At 36.0% G+C, this 18,640-nt stretch carries 11 protein-coding genes; all 11 read right to left on the bottom strand.

What is annotated here, in order from left to right; all coding sequences use genetic code 11:
• Positions 1–43: 43 nt before the first annotated feature.
• The 11 genes from ACGLWY_RS12050 to ACGLWY_RS12000 all read right to left on the bottom strand — a co-directional run bounded on the left by ACGLWY_RS12050 (position 44) and on the right by ACGLWY_RS12000 (position 18,586).
• Entirely contained in the window at positions 44–1,189 is a 1,146-nt protein-coding gene (locus ACGLWY_RS12050; RefSeq protein WP_396619915.1) for a T9SS type A sorting domain-containing protein, read from the bottom strand.
• A gap of 217 nt (positions 1,190–1,406) precedes the next feature.
• Positions 1,407–2,276 (bottom strand): alpha/beta hydrolase fold domain-containing protein, encoded by an 870-nt coding sequence (locus ACGLWY_RS12045; RefSeq protein WP_396619914.1) that lies wholly within the window; start codon positions 2,274–2,276, stop codon positions 1,407–1,409.
• Positions 2,277–2,382: 106 nt separating this feature from the next.
• Complete coding sequence (locus ACGLWY_RS12040; protein WP_396619913.1) at positions 2,383–3,336, bottom strand: polysaccharide lyase family 7 protein; 954 nt, start codon at positions 3,334–3,336, stop codon at positions 2,383–2,385.
• A 132-nt stretch (positions 3,337–3,468) separates the two neighbouring features.
• Positions 3,469–5,316: a sialate O-acetylesterase gene (locus tag ACGLWY_RS12035; protein WP_396619912.1), complete on the bottom strand. Its 1,848-nt coding sequence runs from the start codon at positions 5,314–5,316 to the stop codon at positions 3,469–3,471.
• A 53-nt stretch (positions 5,317–5,369) separates the two neighbouring features.
• Positions 5,370–6,122 carry an SDR family NAD(P)-dependent oxidoreductase gene (locus ACGLWY_RS12030; RefSeq protein WP_396619911.1) on the bottom strand — a complete coding sequence of 251 codons (753 nt, stop codon included), beginning with the start codon at positions 6,120–6,122 and terminating at the stop codon, positions 5,370–5,372.
• Between the two features lie 262 nt (positions 6,123–6,384).
• On the bottom strand, positions 6,385–7,836 hold the full coding sequence (locus tag ACGLWY_RS12025; protein ID WP_396619910.1) for an IPT/TIG domain-containing protein: 1,452 nt from the start codon (positions 7,834–7,836) through the stop codon (positions 6,385–6,387).
• A 16-nt stretch (positions 7,837–7,852) separates the two neighbouring features.
• Positions 7,853–10,255, bottom strand: a complete 2,403-nt coding sequence (locus ACGLWY_RS12020) for a polysaccharide lyase 6 family protein (protein WP_396619909.1) — start codon at positions 10,253–10,255, stop codon at positions 7,853–7,855.
• A gap of 149 nt (positions 10,256–10,404) precedes the next feature.
• Complete coding sequence (locus ACGLWY_RS12015; RefSeq protein ID WP_396619908.1) at positions 10,405–11,889, bottom strand: RagB/SusD family nutrient uptake outer membrane protein; 1,485 nt, start codon at positions 11,887–11,889, stop codon at positions 10,405–10,407.
• A 10-nt stretch (positions 11,890–11,899) separates the two neighbouring features.
• Entirely contained in the window at positions 11,900–15,037 is a 3,138-nt protein-coding gene (locus ACGLWY_RS12010; protein WP_396619907.1) for a SusC/RagA family TonB-linked outer membrane protein, read from the bottom strand.
• A gap of 539 nt (positions 15,038–15,576) precedes the next feature.
• Positions 15,577–16,410, bottom strand: coding sequence for an endonuclease/exonuclease/phosphatase family protein (locus tag ACGLWY_RS12005; RefSeq protein ID WP_396619906.1), 834 nt, complete (start codon positions 16,408–16,410; stop codon positions 15,577–15,579).
• Positions 16,411–16,756: 346 nt separating this feature from the next.
• Positions 16,757–18,586: a family 43 glycosylhydrolase gene (locus tag ACGLWY_RS12000; protein ID WP_396619905.1), complete on the bottom strand. Its 1,830-nt coding sequence runs from the start codon at positions 18,584–18,586 to the stop codon at positions 16,757–16,759.
• Positions 18,587–18,640 lie beyond the last annotated feature (54 nt).

The following is an 18,640-nucleotide window of genomic DNA, read 5'->3' as shown; positions in this document are numbered from 1 at the left end:
CACACAGAAACGTTTTTAAGATTTCTGCATGTCATTAAGGGATTTATTGTTTAATTAACTTGTGTGTCATGCTGTTTCCATTTGTAGTGGTTATATTTATGAAATACAATCCATTGGCTAAATTTGAGATTGATAACGGATTGTTACTCGCTTTAAAAATGCCCTTCATTAGCGTTTGGCCATGGATGTTGATGAGTTGGTATGAGGCATCATCATTAAGTGAAATCGTAACATTCTCCTTAGTCGGATTTGGATATATTGAAAATTCAAATGCATTGAAATCTTCAGTTCCTAGGGTTGCACATGCTGTAGCATCCAATACAAAATTGGTATTGGTACCTACAGAATAATTACTGCCTATTGCTGTTTCTAGAGGACCTCCTGGAGCAAAATCTGAAGCATTATCAGTATATACGCAAGACAAATTGTTGTTGGTACTTATCTTGAAATACGTAAAAGACGTATACGGAATGGCTCCTAAATCAATAGTCGTTAAATCATTGTCATAGGCGCCTAATTTCTCTAAACTTAAATTGCCAGACACATCAAGACTTCCTGTGATCGCATTGTTTTGAAAGCGTAAATAGGTTAATGTAGTAAATCCTGTGATGTCTAAACTCGTTAAATTGTTATTAAAACAATCCAATCTTTGAATGCCGGTATTTCCAGAAACATCAAGACTTGTTAATAGATTATCATTAACATACACATATCTCAATCTTGTTGGATCGGTCAATTGTGTTGTAGCCAAAGAGGCATCCAACGATTCAAGCGAACAACCATAGCCTTTAATGTGATAAATCACTTTACAACCTGAAATATCCACGGCAGTTACACCTGTATTGTTATAAAAATATAAGTTGGTCAATTTATCCAAACCAGACACATCTATAGTGCCTGTTAGGGCATTATCCTGAACATAAAGGTTTTTTAATTTGATAAAGGATTTTACACCTGTAATATCAGCTACGGTTGTAACCCCTGCGGTAGGTAAATCGATATCTGTTATCAAATTGATATCGGTAAATGTTATGGAGCCATCTGTTGTGCTTCCATCTGGTGTAATGTTGGCTGCAAACGCCGTTTCTAAATAGGCTTCAAAAGCAGGATCGGGAATAGCCACGGTAGTTTGTGAAAAAACCACAGTGTTTGTTAGCAACATGGCTGCATATAGTAATTTTGTTTTCATAATAATTTAGTTTTAGTTAGTATTTAATGATTTAGTACTTGACAAAAATTGGAGAGTGTCACATTGAGCACTATCGAAAATGAAAATATATTTTTATTTGAAGATAAAAGCGCAGCTTGCGAAATGCTATTAAAAACAATACTTCCAATGTCTTCGACTGCGCTCAGACTGACATCTGAATATATTTGGATTTTTGTCATGTACTAAAATTTAATAATTATTTTAATCCTAATTCGTTTAAGAAAGACCACATGTCTTTGCTCATTTCACTTTTCTCTTCTTTGGTGAATTTTCCATGGTTGCCACCTTCAATAGTCAGCATTTTAGTTTTTACACCATTGGATTTTAATTTTTCATATAACGCAACCGACTGGTCATAAGGTACAATGGGATCAGCATCGCCATGAACAATATATACCGGCGGACTATTTTTGGTAACATAATACAAAGGCGAAACAGATTCAATGAATTTTTGATTATCAAAACCTTTCCCCAACCAGTTCTTCGCAGACTTCCATTTGCTCAGTGGCACCAAATCGGTAACACCATATTTATCTATAATAGCAGCTACTTTAATATTGCCATCGTACTTGCAATTGGTGTCGAACTTTTTATCGTTTGCCAATAGTCCAGCCATAAGTGCCAAGTGTCCACCCGAAGAACCACCCATGACCACTATTTTATTGGTGTCAATATTCAATTCTTTGGCATGTGTATACAAATAAATCAGGGCACAGCGTACATCTTCAATAGCTGCAGGCGCAGGTGCCACACCAACCAAACGATATTCCACATTGGCAACGGCATAGCCATTTTTGAAAAATGACCCATAGCCCGTTTGGGATTCCTTAACACCATGGTTCCATCCTCCACCATGAATATTGATGACCACTGGTGTTGGTGTTTCAGATTTTGGATTGGTGTACAAATCCATACGACCATCCCACCCGTTTGCTTGGGTATAGACCACATCTATTTGTGCTTTATATCCTTCGGGAAAATCAACAGGTTTGTATTCCTTTTCCTGACTGAACGTTGCACTTGAAAGAGCAGTAAAAAGGATACTAGAAAGAATGAGTTTTTTCATCTATTTATATTTATTGTTTTAATTAGATCAGGTGGACACGAGCGATAGCGAACTGGCGAAGCAATCGCTTTATTTTCATAGATATTTATCTCACAATCATTTTTGATTAGTGTGAGACTTTTAATTGATAATATTTAACATAGGCAAAGGATTCAGTATTTGTTGAGACCAGGTAATTGCCTGCTTTAAAGTAATTTTCAAAAGGCCATTTTTGTAAACTGACATCTTCAAAAAAGTGTATATTATTATTGACTTTAATAGTCAATTTTCCTGTTGTTGCAGTAATTTTTATACTGAAACTGTCAAAACCTACGTAGCCAAAATTATGGCTGATGTCTGTCCAAGTTGATGAACTGTCATCATATAAATCCAATCCTGAAGTCGATTCATCCACCAAGGTTTTTTTGTAAGCTTTGATATACCCTTCATCCCAAATCATTTTTAATAAAGGTGGCGCATGATTGGAACTAAAGCCATACGTATTCATGTCTTCTTGTGAAATAATACCATGTATTTGCATGACGATGGTTCTATTGTAAGTTCTGCTGCTATTGTTGTCTTCCGAAATGGAATCAATTTTTAGGGTGCCTTCTAAAATACCGCCTTCAATAAGTGACCAATTGTTGTAATTGTTTCCAGGTGTTTGTTGTTCCCGTAATTCCGTTCTAGGATAGCTACTGTTTCCAGTAGTAGCACCAGCAGGATACGTGTAAAATACGATAGATCTATCTGAGGTATCATCATACATAAAAGGAATGAGATTCTCTTCTGTTTGATACCCATAATTGATTAATGATATAGGCTGAAACTCATCTGGCTTACCGTCATTATTCAAGTCCACTGGTAAGGTAATTTTCCAATGGCTGAAATCAATATTAGCATATTCCGTTGCTTTTTTTGAACTATCACTAGATACATTAACAATTATTTCTTCAGGTAAAATTGTTTCTTCAGGTAAATCAGTTTCATTTTTTGAACATGACACACTTCCGCTAAAAAGACTCACTGTAAGTATGATTTTAAGCAGTATGATTAAGGTTAATTTTTTAGTTGTTTTCATTTGTTTATATTTAGTTTATTGGTTTATGAGTTTATTGGTTTATGAGTTTATGAGCTTATATTTTGGTAAATGGAACACCCTGAATAATCATCTTTGTGTACGTAAATGCTATTCTCATGGGTGTTTCATATATTATTTATCAGTTCTAAAAGGTGGCGCCGGTAAACCAGAGACATTAAAAATCATTACGTTTCCTGGAGCGTCTTCCCATAAATAGCGCACATGTTTTGGGTTGCTAATTGATTTGGACGAGACTTCTACCGTTTTGGCATTTGTCCATGTTGCTTCTGCTTTAACAAAATTGTTTTTGCCATCAGAAATTAAAAACCCATTGATGTTTTTAGCGTCCCCCTTGATGCTTAAAGGCTCATTAAACCTGATGGTAATTTTATGCGCTTTTACTTTAATTTTTTTAACTATCGGACCGCTTTTGGCTATATCGGGTTCATTATATGCCACATTTTGTGCTGCCATTGCCAAACGTTTGCCCACATCTTGCTTGTTCGCAAAATGAACATTAGCATCTTCACCAATATCCAAAGTGACCACCATAGCGGTGTTATCTAATTTCAAAGCTGCTGTTTGTGATTCTCTTATAGCGGCTTCCCTATTGCCTTGATTGGCGTAATTGGCTAATTGCACAAATAGAAAAGGAAGTTCCTTTTTCCAGCCGATTCTCCAGTCTTGAATCATTTTAGGAAAAAATGATGCATACTCTTCAGGATTTTTGGTATTTGATTCCCCTTGATACCAAATCACACCCTTGATATTGTATCCATAAAAAGGATGCACCATGCTATTGAACAGTGAAGAAGGATAGTTTTTTGGGTGCTCGCGTACTGGTGGTTCAGCGACATGAGGTGTTCCTACTTTGTAGCACCAATCGCCAACCAACGCGTATGTTTGCGTCGCTGTTTTGATATATAAATCACTTTCAGCGCCTCTAAAACCACCTAAATCACCAAGATTTTTTGTACGAATGGTTATTCTGTTTTTTCCTGTTTTAAGAAGGTTTTTTGGAATGGTATAAACCCTATCCAAATCTTTACTTGTTGAGGCTCCAACTTCTTGACCGTTTACATAAGTGATATCTTCATTGTCAACACGACCAATACTCAATTGAATATCGGAAGCAATATCGGAAGCATTTAAATTGATTTCTTTAGTCACCCACACCACACCATAGGTTTGCTCTAGCTTTGTGTCTCTCCATAATGAAGGCAATTGAAATGTTTTCCAGTCACTGTAATCTGTAGTTGGTGATTCCCAATGCTCAGATATTCCCAAGTCGGCTTTGTCTAAATCAATGCCATATTGTTTATTAGCTTTGTTATAAACACTGATAAGGTTAACCATATCCAAAGTTTTCATTTTAGCGATGGTTTCCTGATACTTTGGATGGTCTTTGAACAACGTTGCATCCATCCAAGCTTCAATATTTGTGCCTCCCCAAGAGGCGTTTATTAAGCCAATGGGAACTTGGTAGGTTTCATACAGATGTCTTCCAAAAAAATAGGCAACTGCTGAAAAACCCTCAGCGGTTTCTGAAGTACAAGTTTTCCAAGTTCCATTTAAAACATCAAATTCCTCAGTATGACTCATGTTACGAGGTGCAGTGAATAACTTGATTTTTTCGTAATTGGCATGGGCTAATTCTTCTTGTCCATTTACCGAATTTTCAAGTTTCCACCCCATATTGGATTGGCCAGAACAAAACCAAACTTCACCAACATACACATCTGTAAACTTCAATGTATTTGTCCCTTTTAAAGTCATTTCAAATGGCCCTCCTCCCTTTGTAGCTTTGAAATTCACTGACCAATCACCGTTGGAATCTGCTTTGGTATGTAATGTTTCATTATTAAAAAAAGCGACTATAGTTTCACCAACATTGGCCTTTCCATACATGGTAATAGGTTCGTTCTGTTGCAACACCATGTGGTCAGAAAAAAAGTGAGGTACTTTTATCTCTGCATTCATGACGAATGAAATGAACAGGAAACATATTGTGAAATTCTTTTTAATCATCATTTTTAACTAAAGGCTAAACCGCCATTAATGTCAATATTATTTCCCGTTAAGAATGATGATTCATCCCCTGCCAAATAAGCTACTAAATCGGCAACTTCTTCAGCCGTTCCTTCTCTTCTTAAAGCTGTGGCATTTGCAACATTTATCCTTACTTGTTCCTTGGTAAAATCATCATGAAATTTAGTTGCAATCATACCTGGGTTTAGTGCATTTACCCTGATACCCAATGGTCCTAATTCTTTTGCCAATCCACGTGTAAATGTGGAAACGGCTCCTTTTGAAGATGCATATAAAAAGGCGCCTGGTCCTCCACCATCTCTACCTGCTTGCGATGCGAAATTAACGATGGAACTTCCTTTGCTCAATAAAGGTGCAAATGCTTTAGTTACAAAAACAACAGATTTAAAATTTACATCCATTATTAAATTGTAAAAGCTTTCATCTACTTCATTAAGTGTTTTACGAGCAAAAAGACCACCAGCTACATTTACCAATATATCTACTTTACTTCCAAAAGCTTCCTTAGTTTTTTCAACTAAATTATTTATATCACTTGGTTTCGTAACATCTGCAAATACCGCTATGGCCTGCCCTCCTAATGCTTCTATTTGTTTTACTGTTTCTGAGCCATGTTCTTCACTATCAAAATAATTTACCACTACTTTAGCGCCTTCTTTTGCTAGTTTTACACATACAGCACGTCCTATATCGCGCCCTCCTCCTGTTACAACAGCTACTTTTCCTTTTAATTTCATTGATTTGTTTTTTATATTTATAATTATAATTTAGAACTTGTCTTGACTTTTTTCAATTGGCTACAAAATGATCTTTTTGCCTCATATTTCACCTATTTTTTTTACTCCGTAGCACTGCTATGAAGTGCTAAAAAGCTAAAATATGTAACCGGACGGAGCGTATAAAAATAACCCAGTGAGTTATTTTAGCGAACGAGCCAGCTTGCGCAAAGGATATTTTCGCTTCAATCAAAAAAGTCAATACGAGTTCTTATTTCAGTAACTATCCTGCAGCTGCAAAAGCATCTGTTACATCAATAGCTCCAAATTCTGTAAGAACTGAATCTGTGACAATTATCCAATCCATATTTACTTTTACAGGAAACTCGGTGACTCCAGATCCTGTGTTAAATCGGATTTCAAAAGTTGACCCAATCGTTGAAATACTTGGGATAAACCCTTTCAATCTAACGGCGTACAATTTCCAATCACCACCTGTATTCATGTCCGATCCTGAAAGTTGTCTTCTGTTGGCTGATCCTGTTCCGCCTATGTATATTTTTAAGATGGGTTCCGTGCTTTCTGTGTTGATCCAAAAATGCAATACCGGATTGTCTCCAAAATTGCCAGTATCAATCATATTAGGCCACGTATCGTTATTGGTTACATTATGCAAGCGCATTCTTGCTATGGTGCTTCCTGTGGCAGTGTTCATTTGAAGATTGTAATATGAACTGCCCGGGAAAGGTGGCTGATCCACAACATTGTTGAGCTGCTGTGTGGCTAATGGGTCTTTTGAAAGATCTATCACAAAAACATCTGCTGCATACGAATCAAATTCAATATAACTTTCAAACTGCCCATTGATATAAGGCACGTTAGGTTGTGTCAACTGACCAGAAGTCCCATAATTGACAACAATATCTTGATAGCCAGTAGCAACTCCTGATGGTACATTAAAACTCACGGATGTTGCGCTTGCTGTATTAAGGGTTGCATTTTGACCACCTACGGAAACTCCTGTAATGAGATTCATATCTGTTCCGACAATAGTAACTTCACTATCTCTATTCATAAGAGATGGCCAAGAACTAATAATAGGAGTTGGAATAAGAATATTAAACGTATCATTTAATAACTGAGACACTTCACCATTCGCTGTATTATAATAGTAACTAACCACTACAGGAGAATTTTCATTGTTAGGAACACTTACTACAATAGCCTGATCTTCCTGAAACTGGATCGTTCCATCCATATCGCCAAATGAAATTCTTGTAATACTGGTCAGGTTGGTTCCTGATAGCACTATGTTTTCGTTTACTGTGGCACTGGAAGGAAAAGCAGAGGTAACCGATGGTGTTGGATAGGTTACTGTTAATGTTTCTGAAGACACCGCTTCTTTACCTGCAGAGGTTATGATTTTCACTACTCCGGAAGTAGCATTTGGCGCCACTTTAATTTCTAAAGTTTTACCATTGATACGCTGTGTGATTTGACATTCAACACCTCCAACAAATGCGGTTTCTGCAAAATTCAAAAAAGTACCTGTAATCGTTACTTTAGATAAAATATTTGCAGTACCTGGTGAAATGGATTCAATGGTTGGTTGGGCTGCCAATATTTCATCAACAGTTTTATCTACTTCAGTATCAGCATCACAAGCTGTAAATACTAGAGCTAATGAAAAGAGCATTATTAAAATTGCTGTAAATTGTATTCCTCTTGTCTTCATTTGGTTTGTTTTTTTATTATTGGTTTATTAATCCGATGTCTTTACCATCATTGGCAGCATGTTTTAAAGCTGAACTTTCTTTTAGTTGAAAGGTGTCAGTGTCCTGCCATTGCGGATTTGTATTTAGTACGGATTTGGATGTCGCTTTACTTGATGTTTTTAATTCTCCTGCGTTAAAAACAACGGAATTAGAAACAGAATTTTTATCGCCTTTTAGAATTGCGGAATATTTTGATTCAGGACTTCCTGCAAAAATGGAATTGTTGATCGTCACATAAACAATGCCGTTAGTGCGAATGCTACGCCCTTTTTCATTGTCATCAACATTATAAAACACACAGTGGTCCACATGCAATTGGCCTCCTAAAGTAGATTCGTCATTGCCCCCTCTGTAATAATGGATGGCGAATTGATCGATGTCCTTAAATACGGTATTTTGAATATCAATGACTTCGGCGTTATATTTACCTAGGTCGTCTTTTTCATAACTCAGGTTCAGTCCTCTTAAGCATTTTTCAAAACGACAATTTAAAATCTGTATGGAATCAGCAAAAGTGCCTTTATAAGCTTTAAATATGGCACTTCCATCATCATAAAATCCATGAATATACACATCATCCAACTTCAGGTTATAGGCTTTTGATGTGGGTGTGTTTTGAGAAACAATACCGTAGCGAACCGAGTTTGCACTTGATCCATCAATTTCCAATCCTTTTATAACTAATGATATTCCTTCGGTCACTTTGAAAAAATACCCAGGAACTTTTTCAGCATTCTTACTAATCTTGATGACTGTTTTTTTGCTTCCAGCGCCTTTAATTATAATATTTGAAGATACTTGCATACCTCTTGTAACTTCATAAGTGCCTTCAGATAATTCTAAAATGGTACCATCTTTTGCTTTTTTAATGGCATGCACCAAAGCATCTTCTGCTGGAGATACCTTCACTACTTTATAGTCTTGTTGTGGTTTTACGGCATTCGTTTCTTTGGCTTTTTCCAAAGACCAACTAACACCTGGTTTGATGCTCAATGCTGTGGGTACTTTTTTATTCCCAGGGATGATGGCGCCAGCTCTTACTTTTGTTCTTACCGTCCCTGTAAGGTCTGTACGTACAGGTCGAGTGGTTTTTTTTACCTCTAAGAGCGAATCGCTTGAAACAGATGGAATGGGGTAAGATGGAAGGTTTTCCCAATTTAAATTGGTTTGTTCAAATCCTTCTGTGCTGAATTTATAAGACCCTTGAACTTTATTTCCAGAGAATGAGATCCCGGAAATATCATCAGAAATGTTTAATAGGTCTATACTTTCTGTTCCGTAAAATAAATTATTTGCAAACGTCGTATTGATTGGTGTTGCTGAGCGTTCTTCATCACTGCCTTCACATAATTCAATAGCACTGGAATTGATGAAGGTGTTATTTTGGATCACCACATCTTTTACTTGGTTGTAACGGTTCAAAGGACCATTAGGAACACCGTTCATGATCACTAAGGGAGCTCTAAAACCGTCGCCTTTTAAACCAATCATGAGATTGTTCTGGATGATGTGGCCTTCATTGATAACCCGAATCCCTCCAGTATGGGGTTTGTTGTTGCCAAAAAACACATTACCTTCCACCAAGCATCTATTGCCGTGACGTAAAGTGAGAATGCCTTCACTTTCTAAAAACAGATTATTTCTGTATATATTATCACAAGATTTGTTGGATATAATCTCTACTTCCCCATTGCATTTTTCGAATAAGTTATTTTCCACAAGGGTTTTCGACGATTCCATGGAGGCATGACTTGTACCAACTCTAATGGTTTCACCACCATTGGCTCCAAGCGGTGGTCTGTAACCAAAATAATTATTGTCTATACGATGGTTGTTCTCTAAATTCTCAGGATTGCCACGTAAACCAACAATTAAAACCGGACCTTGATTGGTTTTGCCATAAAAGGAGCAATGATCCACACGATTATTTTTTCCCCAAAGTTCAACCCATTGGTATTGCGAAGCTCTGTCACCTGGATTAAAATTAGTGATGGCGCAGTTGGTGACTCTACAAAAATAGGCTAACTCAGTCTCGTTTTTTCTGAAATTAATGACGGATTTATCAATAGCGTTGCCATCTTTAAACCATAGACCTTCTACAGTTAAATAGGTGCCGGAAATGATGATTCTGGATGCACCGTTAAGAATAACATGACCTGGTGTTTGTGCTTTTAAAACAATAGGGTTCTCTGGAGTACCCTTACCAATAAAATTGATTTTGACGTCCGTCCAAGTTTGATTTGCCAATATAATGGTGTCACCGGGAGCCACATTCTTTAAAGCTGTTTCCAACGCTTGGGGATTGCTCACTAAAATTTCTTTAGCATGGGCAAATACAGCAAATAGGCATGTGAGATATATTAAATATATATTTTTCATATGTAAATATTTAACCCTAAACCCCGAAGGGAGAACCTCATACTGGGTTCTAAGGGTTTTGTTTATTTGTTTATTAGTTTATTTGTTAATCATTAACCCTTGGCTTCATTCATAACTCATAACCCATAACTCATAACTCATAATTCAGATTAATAACCAATGTTTTGCGCAATACTTGGATTTAAATCAATTTCGTATTGAGGAATTGGCAATAACAATTGAAATTCCTGAATGGGATCAGTTTTAAATTGTGGCCTGTTAGGATCGTTATATTGATCTTCGGTTGCAAATTGTGTGTTCATAACCGTGACCGCTCTACCTGTTCTTAGTAGATCGAACCAGCGTTGGTTTTCAAAAGCAAATTCCAATTTACGCTCTAATTCCAAAGCCAGTTTAAAATCAAAATAAGTTCCAATTTCACTAGCATCATAAGCAGTAAGACCTGCACGTTCATGAACTTGGTTTAATAAATCCATGGCTTCTGCAGTTGGACCTGAACTTTCATTGATAGCTTCGGCTAATAGTAACATGGCATCGGTAAACCTTATTACTGGCCAATCATTGCCGGCATCATCAACAGTTCCAAAATCTGAGTTGTATTTTTTTACATATCTATATTCATTAACCTGTCCTTGAAATCCAACCCAGCTGTCCGCCATCGATACGTCTTTGCGATCGTCACCTAAAGGATAAGCGTTTGACATACTGGTCGCTGGGACATTTAGTTCATCTCCACTTCCTGTAACCACATAATTATCACTTTGAATAGGGGCAAAATAATTGGCAAAAGGTGCTCCGAGCCCCACACTTCCTGTTTGGTATCTTACAGCAAATAAAATTTCGTTGTTATACTCATTATTGATGTTAAAAACATTGGCATAAGATGATAAATAGCTAAAAGGGCTATCATATACAACCTCGCTTAAAACGGTTTCTGCCTTAGTTAAATTTGAAGGACCTCCTAAGGTTAGATAGGCTTTTCCCAATTCTGTTTTTGCGGCCCATTTGGTCAAACGTCCAAGATCCTGACCTGTGGCTGTGTTTGGAAGGTTATTGGATGCAAATTCTAAATCTGCCAATAGAAAATCATAAACATCTTCTACGTTGCTTCTATCAATAGCCTTCGCTTCTTCACCTGAAATGGGTTTGTCAACTATAAAAACCCCACCCCAAAGGCGAACAAGGTTAAAATAGGCATGTGCTCTAAAAAAGCGTGCTTCCGCCTCGTATTTATTGGCGAGTTCTTGGTCTTCAACAACATCTATTTGTGTAATGACATTGTTTGCCAATGAAATGATTCTGTAACATGCTCTCCAATAATCTTCTACAAAAATGTTTTGAGACGTAAGTACAAATCTATCTACTTGACGATAGGGCACATTTGCAGTTTCACTATTACGAGGACTCATATAGGTGTTATCAGATCTTAGTTCTGTTAACACAAACTCTTTGTCAAGCATGTTTTGCATGGAATTATAAATTCCAACAACTGCAAGGTTGATTTCCTCCGTATTTTGATAGAATTCATTAGCCCCAATATCAGAAATAGGTTCTAGATTTAATTGATCACTACATGAGGTATATAAAGTGACTATTGAAATGGTGATAATTAATTGTCTTAAATATGTTTTCATTTTCTTTTTTTTAAAAATTGATATCTAAACCAATACTAAATTGTTGTTGAATTGGATAAGCACCACGTTGATAACCTGAAATTAAAGGCGATCTGTAAACACCACTTGTTGAAAGACCTTCAGGGTTTAGTCCGTAGTAATCACTAGACATGAGATAAAATAAGTTTTGTGCTGAAACAAATAATCTCACTTTTTTAAGTTTGGTTTTCTCCAAGAACGTTTTCGGTACTGAATACCCAAGAATGACTTCTCTTAAGGAAATGTATGAGGCATCTTGAATTAAATAATCTGTCAGCACCCAATCCCTACCTCGTTTTTCCCTTGGTTTGGTTGCGGCAAAATTTTCATTGAACCACCAGCCGTTTACAAAATCGCTATGCAAGTATCTTGGTTCTGTATAAAAGCCATCACCATAAAATACTTCGCCACCTTGAGAACCTTGAAGCAAGAAGTAAAGATCAAAACCTCCATATTTAAACGTATTGCTAAAGCCCCAAGTAAAATCGGGGAAAGGACTCCCTAAAGTTGTTCTGTCATCTGCATCAATAATACCATCACCATTCATGTCCGCAACTCTAATACCACCAACGGCATCTTCTGAAGAACGCGGTAACGTATTTAATTCTTCGGCATTTTGCCAAACACCAACCATTTTGTATCCATAAAACTGAATGGCTTCCTCTCCTACTCTGGAGATATATTGTTCGTTACGCTCTCCTTGGTTGATAAATTGTTCTTCCCCCCCTAAAGAAATGAGCTTATTTTTATTGGCTGAAAAATTGATGCTACCATCCCAAGTAAAACTATCGGTTCCTAAGTTTGCGGTCAAAGCAATTTCGTAACCTTGGTTTTGGATTTTACCTATGTTATTCCAATAGTTATCGTGACCCGTAATGTATGATACATTCTGCTGAAGCAAGAGTTTGTCTGTTACAGAATAGTAGTAATCGGCTGTTAGTGATAATTTACTCTTTAAAAAACTAACATCTATTCCTGTGTCATATTGTTTGGTTTGCTCCCAACTTATGGCACTGTTGCCTAGTGTCAATCCGTTTTCAGCAAGACCGGAATTTACAGAGCCTCCACTTTCCCCTAGTGAGTAATTTGCTGGAAACAAAAGATTTGTAAATGCATAGCTTTCTATGTTGTTGTTCCCTGTAAGTCCAAAACTTGAACGGATTTTAAATTGGTTAACAAAACCGATATTGTTTTTCCAAAACTTTTCTTTGTGAATGTTCCACCCCACGGATGCTGAAGGGAAGAAACCGTATTTATTGTCTGGACCAAAAAGTGAAGAACCATCATAACGTGCTGCTGCAGAAAACAAATATTTTCCTTTATAATCGTAATTGACTCTGGCTAAAAAAGACGCCAATGAAATTTCTTCTTTATTGGTATAAGTACCATCGGCATTGATTACAGTTGCTGCATTTAAAGTTTCAATTAAATCTGTTGGAAATTGTGTGCCTTCAATAGCTGAGTTTTTATAAGCTGCATATTCATAAGTGGTACCCACTAAAGCATCCATACTATGATTTTTCTTTTTCCATCTGTAGTTTAAGGTATGTTCTGTGATGAATTTGTTATTTAAGTTCATTAAATTATAACCATAAGATTCACCAGTATGTGACGCTTGTGAATTTCTGAATATTTCATAATCTCTTAATTGAAAATAGCCTCCAAATGTTGCTTTATATGTTAAGTTCTTTGCAACTTTCCAATTGGCAAATCCATCTGCAACTACCCTATAATCATAGCGTGTACGGTTTTCATTTTCCATCCTTGCTATTGGGTTGTTATTACTGGATCCCCAAAGCGAGCTTGCTGTAAATGTTTGTGTAATCCCTTGGTCATCAACATAACTAAATGTGGTATTGTTGTAGTGTCTAGGATGGGAATAGGAACCAATTGGCTGACCCGTTAATTCAGAAGTAAATGCATTATGCCTTACGGGTCCCCATTGCAATGCTCTTGAATAATCAGAAAAAGGCACTGTGGAACGTCTTAACCTTGAAAAGGACGGTCTGAAATTAAACCCAATTTCTAGCTTATCAGATAATTTTGTAGATAAGCGTCCTTGAAAGTTTAATTTATTATTGAAGTTATCTTTTAAAAGCCCCTGGTCTTCTATATACTGAGTAGATATATAATACTTTGTACTTGAATTCCCTCCAGAGATATCCAGTTGGTAATTGTTAATTTGAGCCATTCCACGTTGGGATTCTTCAGACCAATTGGTGCCTCCTGTTTCAGTAGCAACTATACGCTGCGCTCGCTCTCTAGTTGTATAGGTTAAGATGGAGGGTGTTGTCCCATTTTGTGCAGCTTCAAAATTTTCGATGGTTTGGCGTTCATTAAGGAGCATATCGGTATATTCGAATCCATCTAAGGCGTCAATTTGTTTGTATGCACGCTTAAATCCTGTAAAACTTTTAAAGCTGTATGTAGGTGTTAAACTGCCACTTTTAGTAGTTACTAGAATCACACCATTCGCACCTCTTGAACCATAAAGTGCGGTTGAACTGGCATCTTTCAAAACCTCAATGGATTTTATAGAACTCGGGTTAATAAATTCCAAAGCATCTGCAATAGGAAATCCATCGACTACAATTAACGGGGAACTACTGGCACTAATGGAGCTTAAACCTCTTATGGTAATCTGTGGAGACTCCCCAATTTCCGATGATATATTTTGAATTTGCACGCCGGCAATTTTACCCTGTAAAGCTTGGTCAACCCTACTATATGGCAACTCATCAAGATTGTCATTATTTAAACTAGAAACAGCTCCTGTGAGACTTGATTTTTTCTGGGTTCCGTAGGCTACAACAACAATTTCATCAAGTTGGGCCGTATCTTCGGCCATTTTAATTAGCACGTTATTTTGACTCCTTACAATAAATGTTTGAGAAACAAAACCCACATAGGATACCGTGACAACATCATCATTTGCAACTTGAAGGGTGAAACCGCCATCGAAATCCGTAACTGTTCCTTTATTTTTGGAAGTCACAAGAACGTTTGCTCCTACAATAGGCATCCCGTCTCCCTCAGACACAACTCTTCCTGTTATAGTATACATATTGGTTTGAGCATTGACAATAAAACTACCTAGAAATAGTAGCAGGTAAAAAATTCTTAATTTCATATGTAAATAGTTTAGTTTTTTTTAATGGTCATATGGACACGAGCAATAGCGAACTGGCGAAGCAATCGCTTTATTTTCATTAGGGCTTATGTTTCCAAATCATGGCGATTTCATAATAATTAATATTATATAAAGTTAGATTGTTTAGTCTCACTGGATAACCAAATTGGTTAACTAGTTTGGTTTTCCAAATATATAAAAAATTTTATAATAAAAAAGATTTAATAAAAATTTATTGATTTTTAACAATTAGGTGTTTAGAGGCCGTCTAGGCTTCATGCTTAATTATGGTAGGGTTTCAAATATTAAAATCCGCAAAAAAATATTTTATGCTGGATAGATTTTATATTGAAAAGTCTTAATTTTAATTAAAAAGAAGGTGCGCCTTTTTAAAAAACAACTCTGATCCGGAAGAAAGTGATAAGGTTTTAAATGTGGAAAGGCTATTTTTAATCCTAGATAAACAAACAACGAATATCCCAAAGGTGAGCTCCAAGGAATTCTATAGATTAAATAAATCTTATACTTAATATGTATATTTAGTCTGTAAAAGTTATATCTGTAAAAACAGGCAAGTGATCCGATGGGTAATGACATTCTTTAGAATCACTTAACACGGCATATTTATCTACAGTGATATGGTCACTTAGAAATATAAAATCAATACGTTGGTTTACTGGTTTATGAAATTCAAAATTATTGAAAGTACCTGATGGTCCAAACGTGTTATTTGCAACATATTTTGAATCGTTTAAGCTTTCCGAAATATATTTAATGCTCTCATGGGTTTCTTCCATATTAAAATCACCCATTAAAATGACTGGCAAACTTTGGGTATTGAGAAGCTTTATTTTATTTAAAATTAATTTTACACTTTCTGTTCGCGCTTCTGTACCAATATGATCTAAATGTGTATTAAATACCCAAAACATTTTTTTCGTTTTAAGATTGTTAAATAAGGCATAGGTACATACCCTATTACAAACGGCATCCCAACCCATCGATACTTTTTCGGGGGTTTCTGACAGCCAAAATGTAGATGATTCCAATACTTCAAATTGATCTGCTTTATAAAATATTGCTGAATATTCCCCCGCATTCTTACCATCATCTCGCCCAACACCAACAAAATTATAATCAACTAAAAGGCTATCCATATCTTTCATTTGGTTTGGCATGGCTTCTTGAATACCAAGTACATCTGGTTCGTAAAATTTGAGCTGATTAATAAAGAATGGTTTTCTATTCATCCAACTGTTTTCTCCTTCTTTAGGATAATCCAACTTTATGTTATAAGTCATTATCGACATTTGCTGAGCATTTATACTCATGCAAAAAATGATGGCACAATAGGTTATTAGCTTAATTTTCATCTGTTTTTTTTTTAAGTTGCAAAGTTTCAAAGTTTCAAAGCTGCAAAGTTTCAAAGCTGCAAAGCTGCAAAGTTGCAAAGCTGCAAAGTTGCAAAGTTGCAAAGTTGCAAAGTTTCAGAGTTTCAGAGTTTCTAAGTTTTACTTCTAACTTCTATCTTCTGGCTACAAACTCATAACTTTTAACTTTAGTTTTGGACTTTTTTGATTTTTGATTAACGATTAACGATTGATGATTTTTGAATTTTAGACTTGTTAGATTGGTTTTTATTCTTACTTCTAACACAACTCTTAACTTCTCTTGTCTATTGTCTCTTGTCTATTGTCTCTTGTCTCTTGTCTCATAACTCTATTCTATATAAATAATCTCGCTTTTTTCTGAAATACCATTTTCGTTAAATGCTTCCACTTGCATGTAGTAGGATTGATCTGTATTTAAAGCACGAAGTTCGTAATTTGGTTGTTCATACATTAAAGCAGATAAGTTTAGCTTATCCTTAGAAATACCCCAATAAATAACATAGCCTATTGCATTATCTACTTTATCCCATGTTAAATTGGCATTTCTTTTATCGGTTTGCCTTTCAACTTTAAAATTAGGAGGTGTCATGGGTTTCTTATCCAATCCTTTTCCAAAAATCCTAAATTCTGAAATAGACAAATATTTATTAGTACAATACACGTGGTTGTACCTAATATAACGTGCTTTTACAGCTTTTTTCAACTCAATATAGGCATGTGGCATGTCTTTTTTGTTCTTTGAATAATCTGCCATGGTTTCCCATGTATTACCATCCATTGAAGATTCAATTACAAACTGTTGTTTTAAATGATCTGGTCTGCCAAAAATAGTGCTATTAAAATCTTGAAAGTTTATCTGAATGGCATTTACAAGGCTTGGTTTTTCTAAATCCATCTCAAAATAGATGGAATCATTATTGGTTTCAGAAACCCAATAAGAACGAATTTCTTCATCATTAACTTTAGCGATGTCAAATTCTCTTATTTGCTCTAACATGTAACCACTTTCGCTTTCATCTACCACATTAATATCTTTGGTTACAACAGGCGAATTGGTTTTTACTGGTTTTTTATAGGATAACAACATCCAACCAGTGAAGCGTTCCTTATGGTTCTCAACATTCGCATTTGGTAAGTAATGTGGGTAATCACCATAAGCGGTATTCACATACATTTGTCCATTAGTTTCAAATCCTGCAGGATACATTCCTATGCGTCTTTCAAATTTATAATTTACAGATATGGCCATGGTTGAGTAATGCCAGTAGTTTCCTTGATTATCCTTTACGGTACTTCCGTGCCCTGAACCTTTCAAAAAGCCACCCGGTTTATAAGAAATGGGGTTATATGGTGCATATTCAAAAGGACCTAACGGACTTTTGCTGGTGTAAACGCCATCGGCATAGACATTCCATTGGGTGCCCGGAGCTCCATATTCTAGGTAATAGGTGCCATTGTACTTTACCATCCATGGCCCTTCGATATATGGTGCTAAATCTGAATCATGGTCTTGACCAAAGCGTTCCCAACCATGCTTATCTGGTTCAAGATTAAATAAATCTTTTTCTTCTCCAATAGGTATATAATAATTTTTGGTATCCAACTCTACTACACGAATTGGCCATTTGTTTGAAGATTCTTCATATAAATACAACCTACCATCATCATCTAAAAACAAATCGGGGTCTTGTATGCCTCCTGGAGGATTTAGAACAGCATAGTTCGTTTTCCAATCACCAAGTTCCGGATTATCGGTTTCTATAATCGCCCCAAGACCGGACGGATCACCATAAACCAGTATTTTTCCATCTTTTACAACCGCAGCCGGTGCATTACATCCATTAAAATACCAACTTTGTGGTTTTATAAATTTCCAGTTACTCATGTCATCTGATGCCCAATATCCATGGGATCTGGTAACAAACATATAAAACCGTCCTTTAAAATTTACGATAGCAGGGTCTGCACCAGATCTATAAGAAACGGTATTATTGCTCCGGTAATGAGACATGTATGAGTAATCAATATCTATGGGGTTGCAATAAGTTTTAAAGTTCTTTTTTCCTGTTTCTGTAGAAACTTCATCTGTTGCCAATTTCTTGTCTGTGTTGCAGGAAATACTTAAGAATAGTATTAAATAAACCAGTATTCGTTTCATATGTAGATATTATTTGTTTATTCGTTTATTTGTTTATTCTGAATTCAGAATTCA

The sequence above is a fragment of the Mariniflexile sp. HMF6888 genome (assembly GCF_044335535.1).
Lineage (GTDB): Bacteria > Bacteroidota > Bacteroidia > Flavobacteriales > Flavobacteriaceae > Mariniflexile.
The sequence above is the reverse complement of the archived record's forward strand: the minus strand, read 5'-3'. Positions and strand labels throughout refer to the sequence as shown.

Bases quoted from the DNA above. Each gene is read 5' to 3' on its own strand.
- ACGLWY_RS12050 (WP_396619915.1), bottom strand. From the start codon at position 1,189: ATGAAAACAAAATTACTATATGCAGCCATGTTGCTAACAAACACTGTG.
- ACGLWY_RS12045 (WP_396619914.1), bottom strand. From the start codon at position 2,276: ATGAAAAAACTCATTCTTTCTAGTATCCTTTTTACTGCTCTTTCAAGT.
- ACGLWY_RS12040 (WP_396619913.1), bottom strand. From the start codon at position 3,336: ATGAAAACAACTAAAAAATTAACCTTAATCATACTGCTTAAAATCATA.
- ACGLWY_RS12035 (WP_396619912.1), bottom strand. From the start codon at position 5,316: ATGAATGCAGAGATAAAAGTACCTCACTTTTTTTCTGACCACATGGTG.
- ACGLWY_RS12030 (WP_396619911.1), bottom strand. From the start codon at position 6,122: ATGAAATTAAAAGGAAAAGTAGCTGTTGTAACAGGAGGAGGGCGCGAT.
- ACGLWY_RS12025 (WP_396619910.1), bottom strand. From the start codon at position 7,836: ATGAAGACAAGAGGAATACAATTTACAGCAATTTTAATAATGCTCTTT.
- ACGLWY_RS12020 (WP_396619909.1), bottom strand. From the start codon at position 10,255: ATGAAAAATATATATTTAATATATCTCACATGCCTATTTGCTGTATTT.
- ACGLWY_RS12015 (WP_396619908.1), bottom strand. From the start codon at position 11,889: ATGAAAACATATTTAAGACAATTAATTATCACCATTTCAATAGTCACT.
- ACGLWY_RS12010 (WP_396619907.1), bottom strand. From the start codon at position 15,037: ATGAAATTAAGAATTTTTTACCTGCTACTATTTCTAGGTAGTTTTATT.
- ACGLWY_RS12005 (WP_396619906.1), bottom strand. From the start codon at position 16,410: ATGAAAATTAAGCTAATAACCTATTGTGCCATCATTTTTTGCATGAGT.
- ACGLWY_RS12000 (WP_396619905.1), bottom strand. From the start codon at position 18,586: ATGAAACGAATACTGGTTTATTTAATACTATTCTTAAGTATTTCCTGC.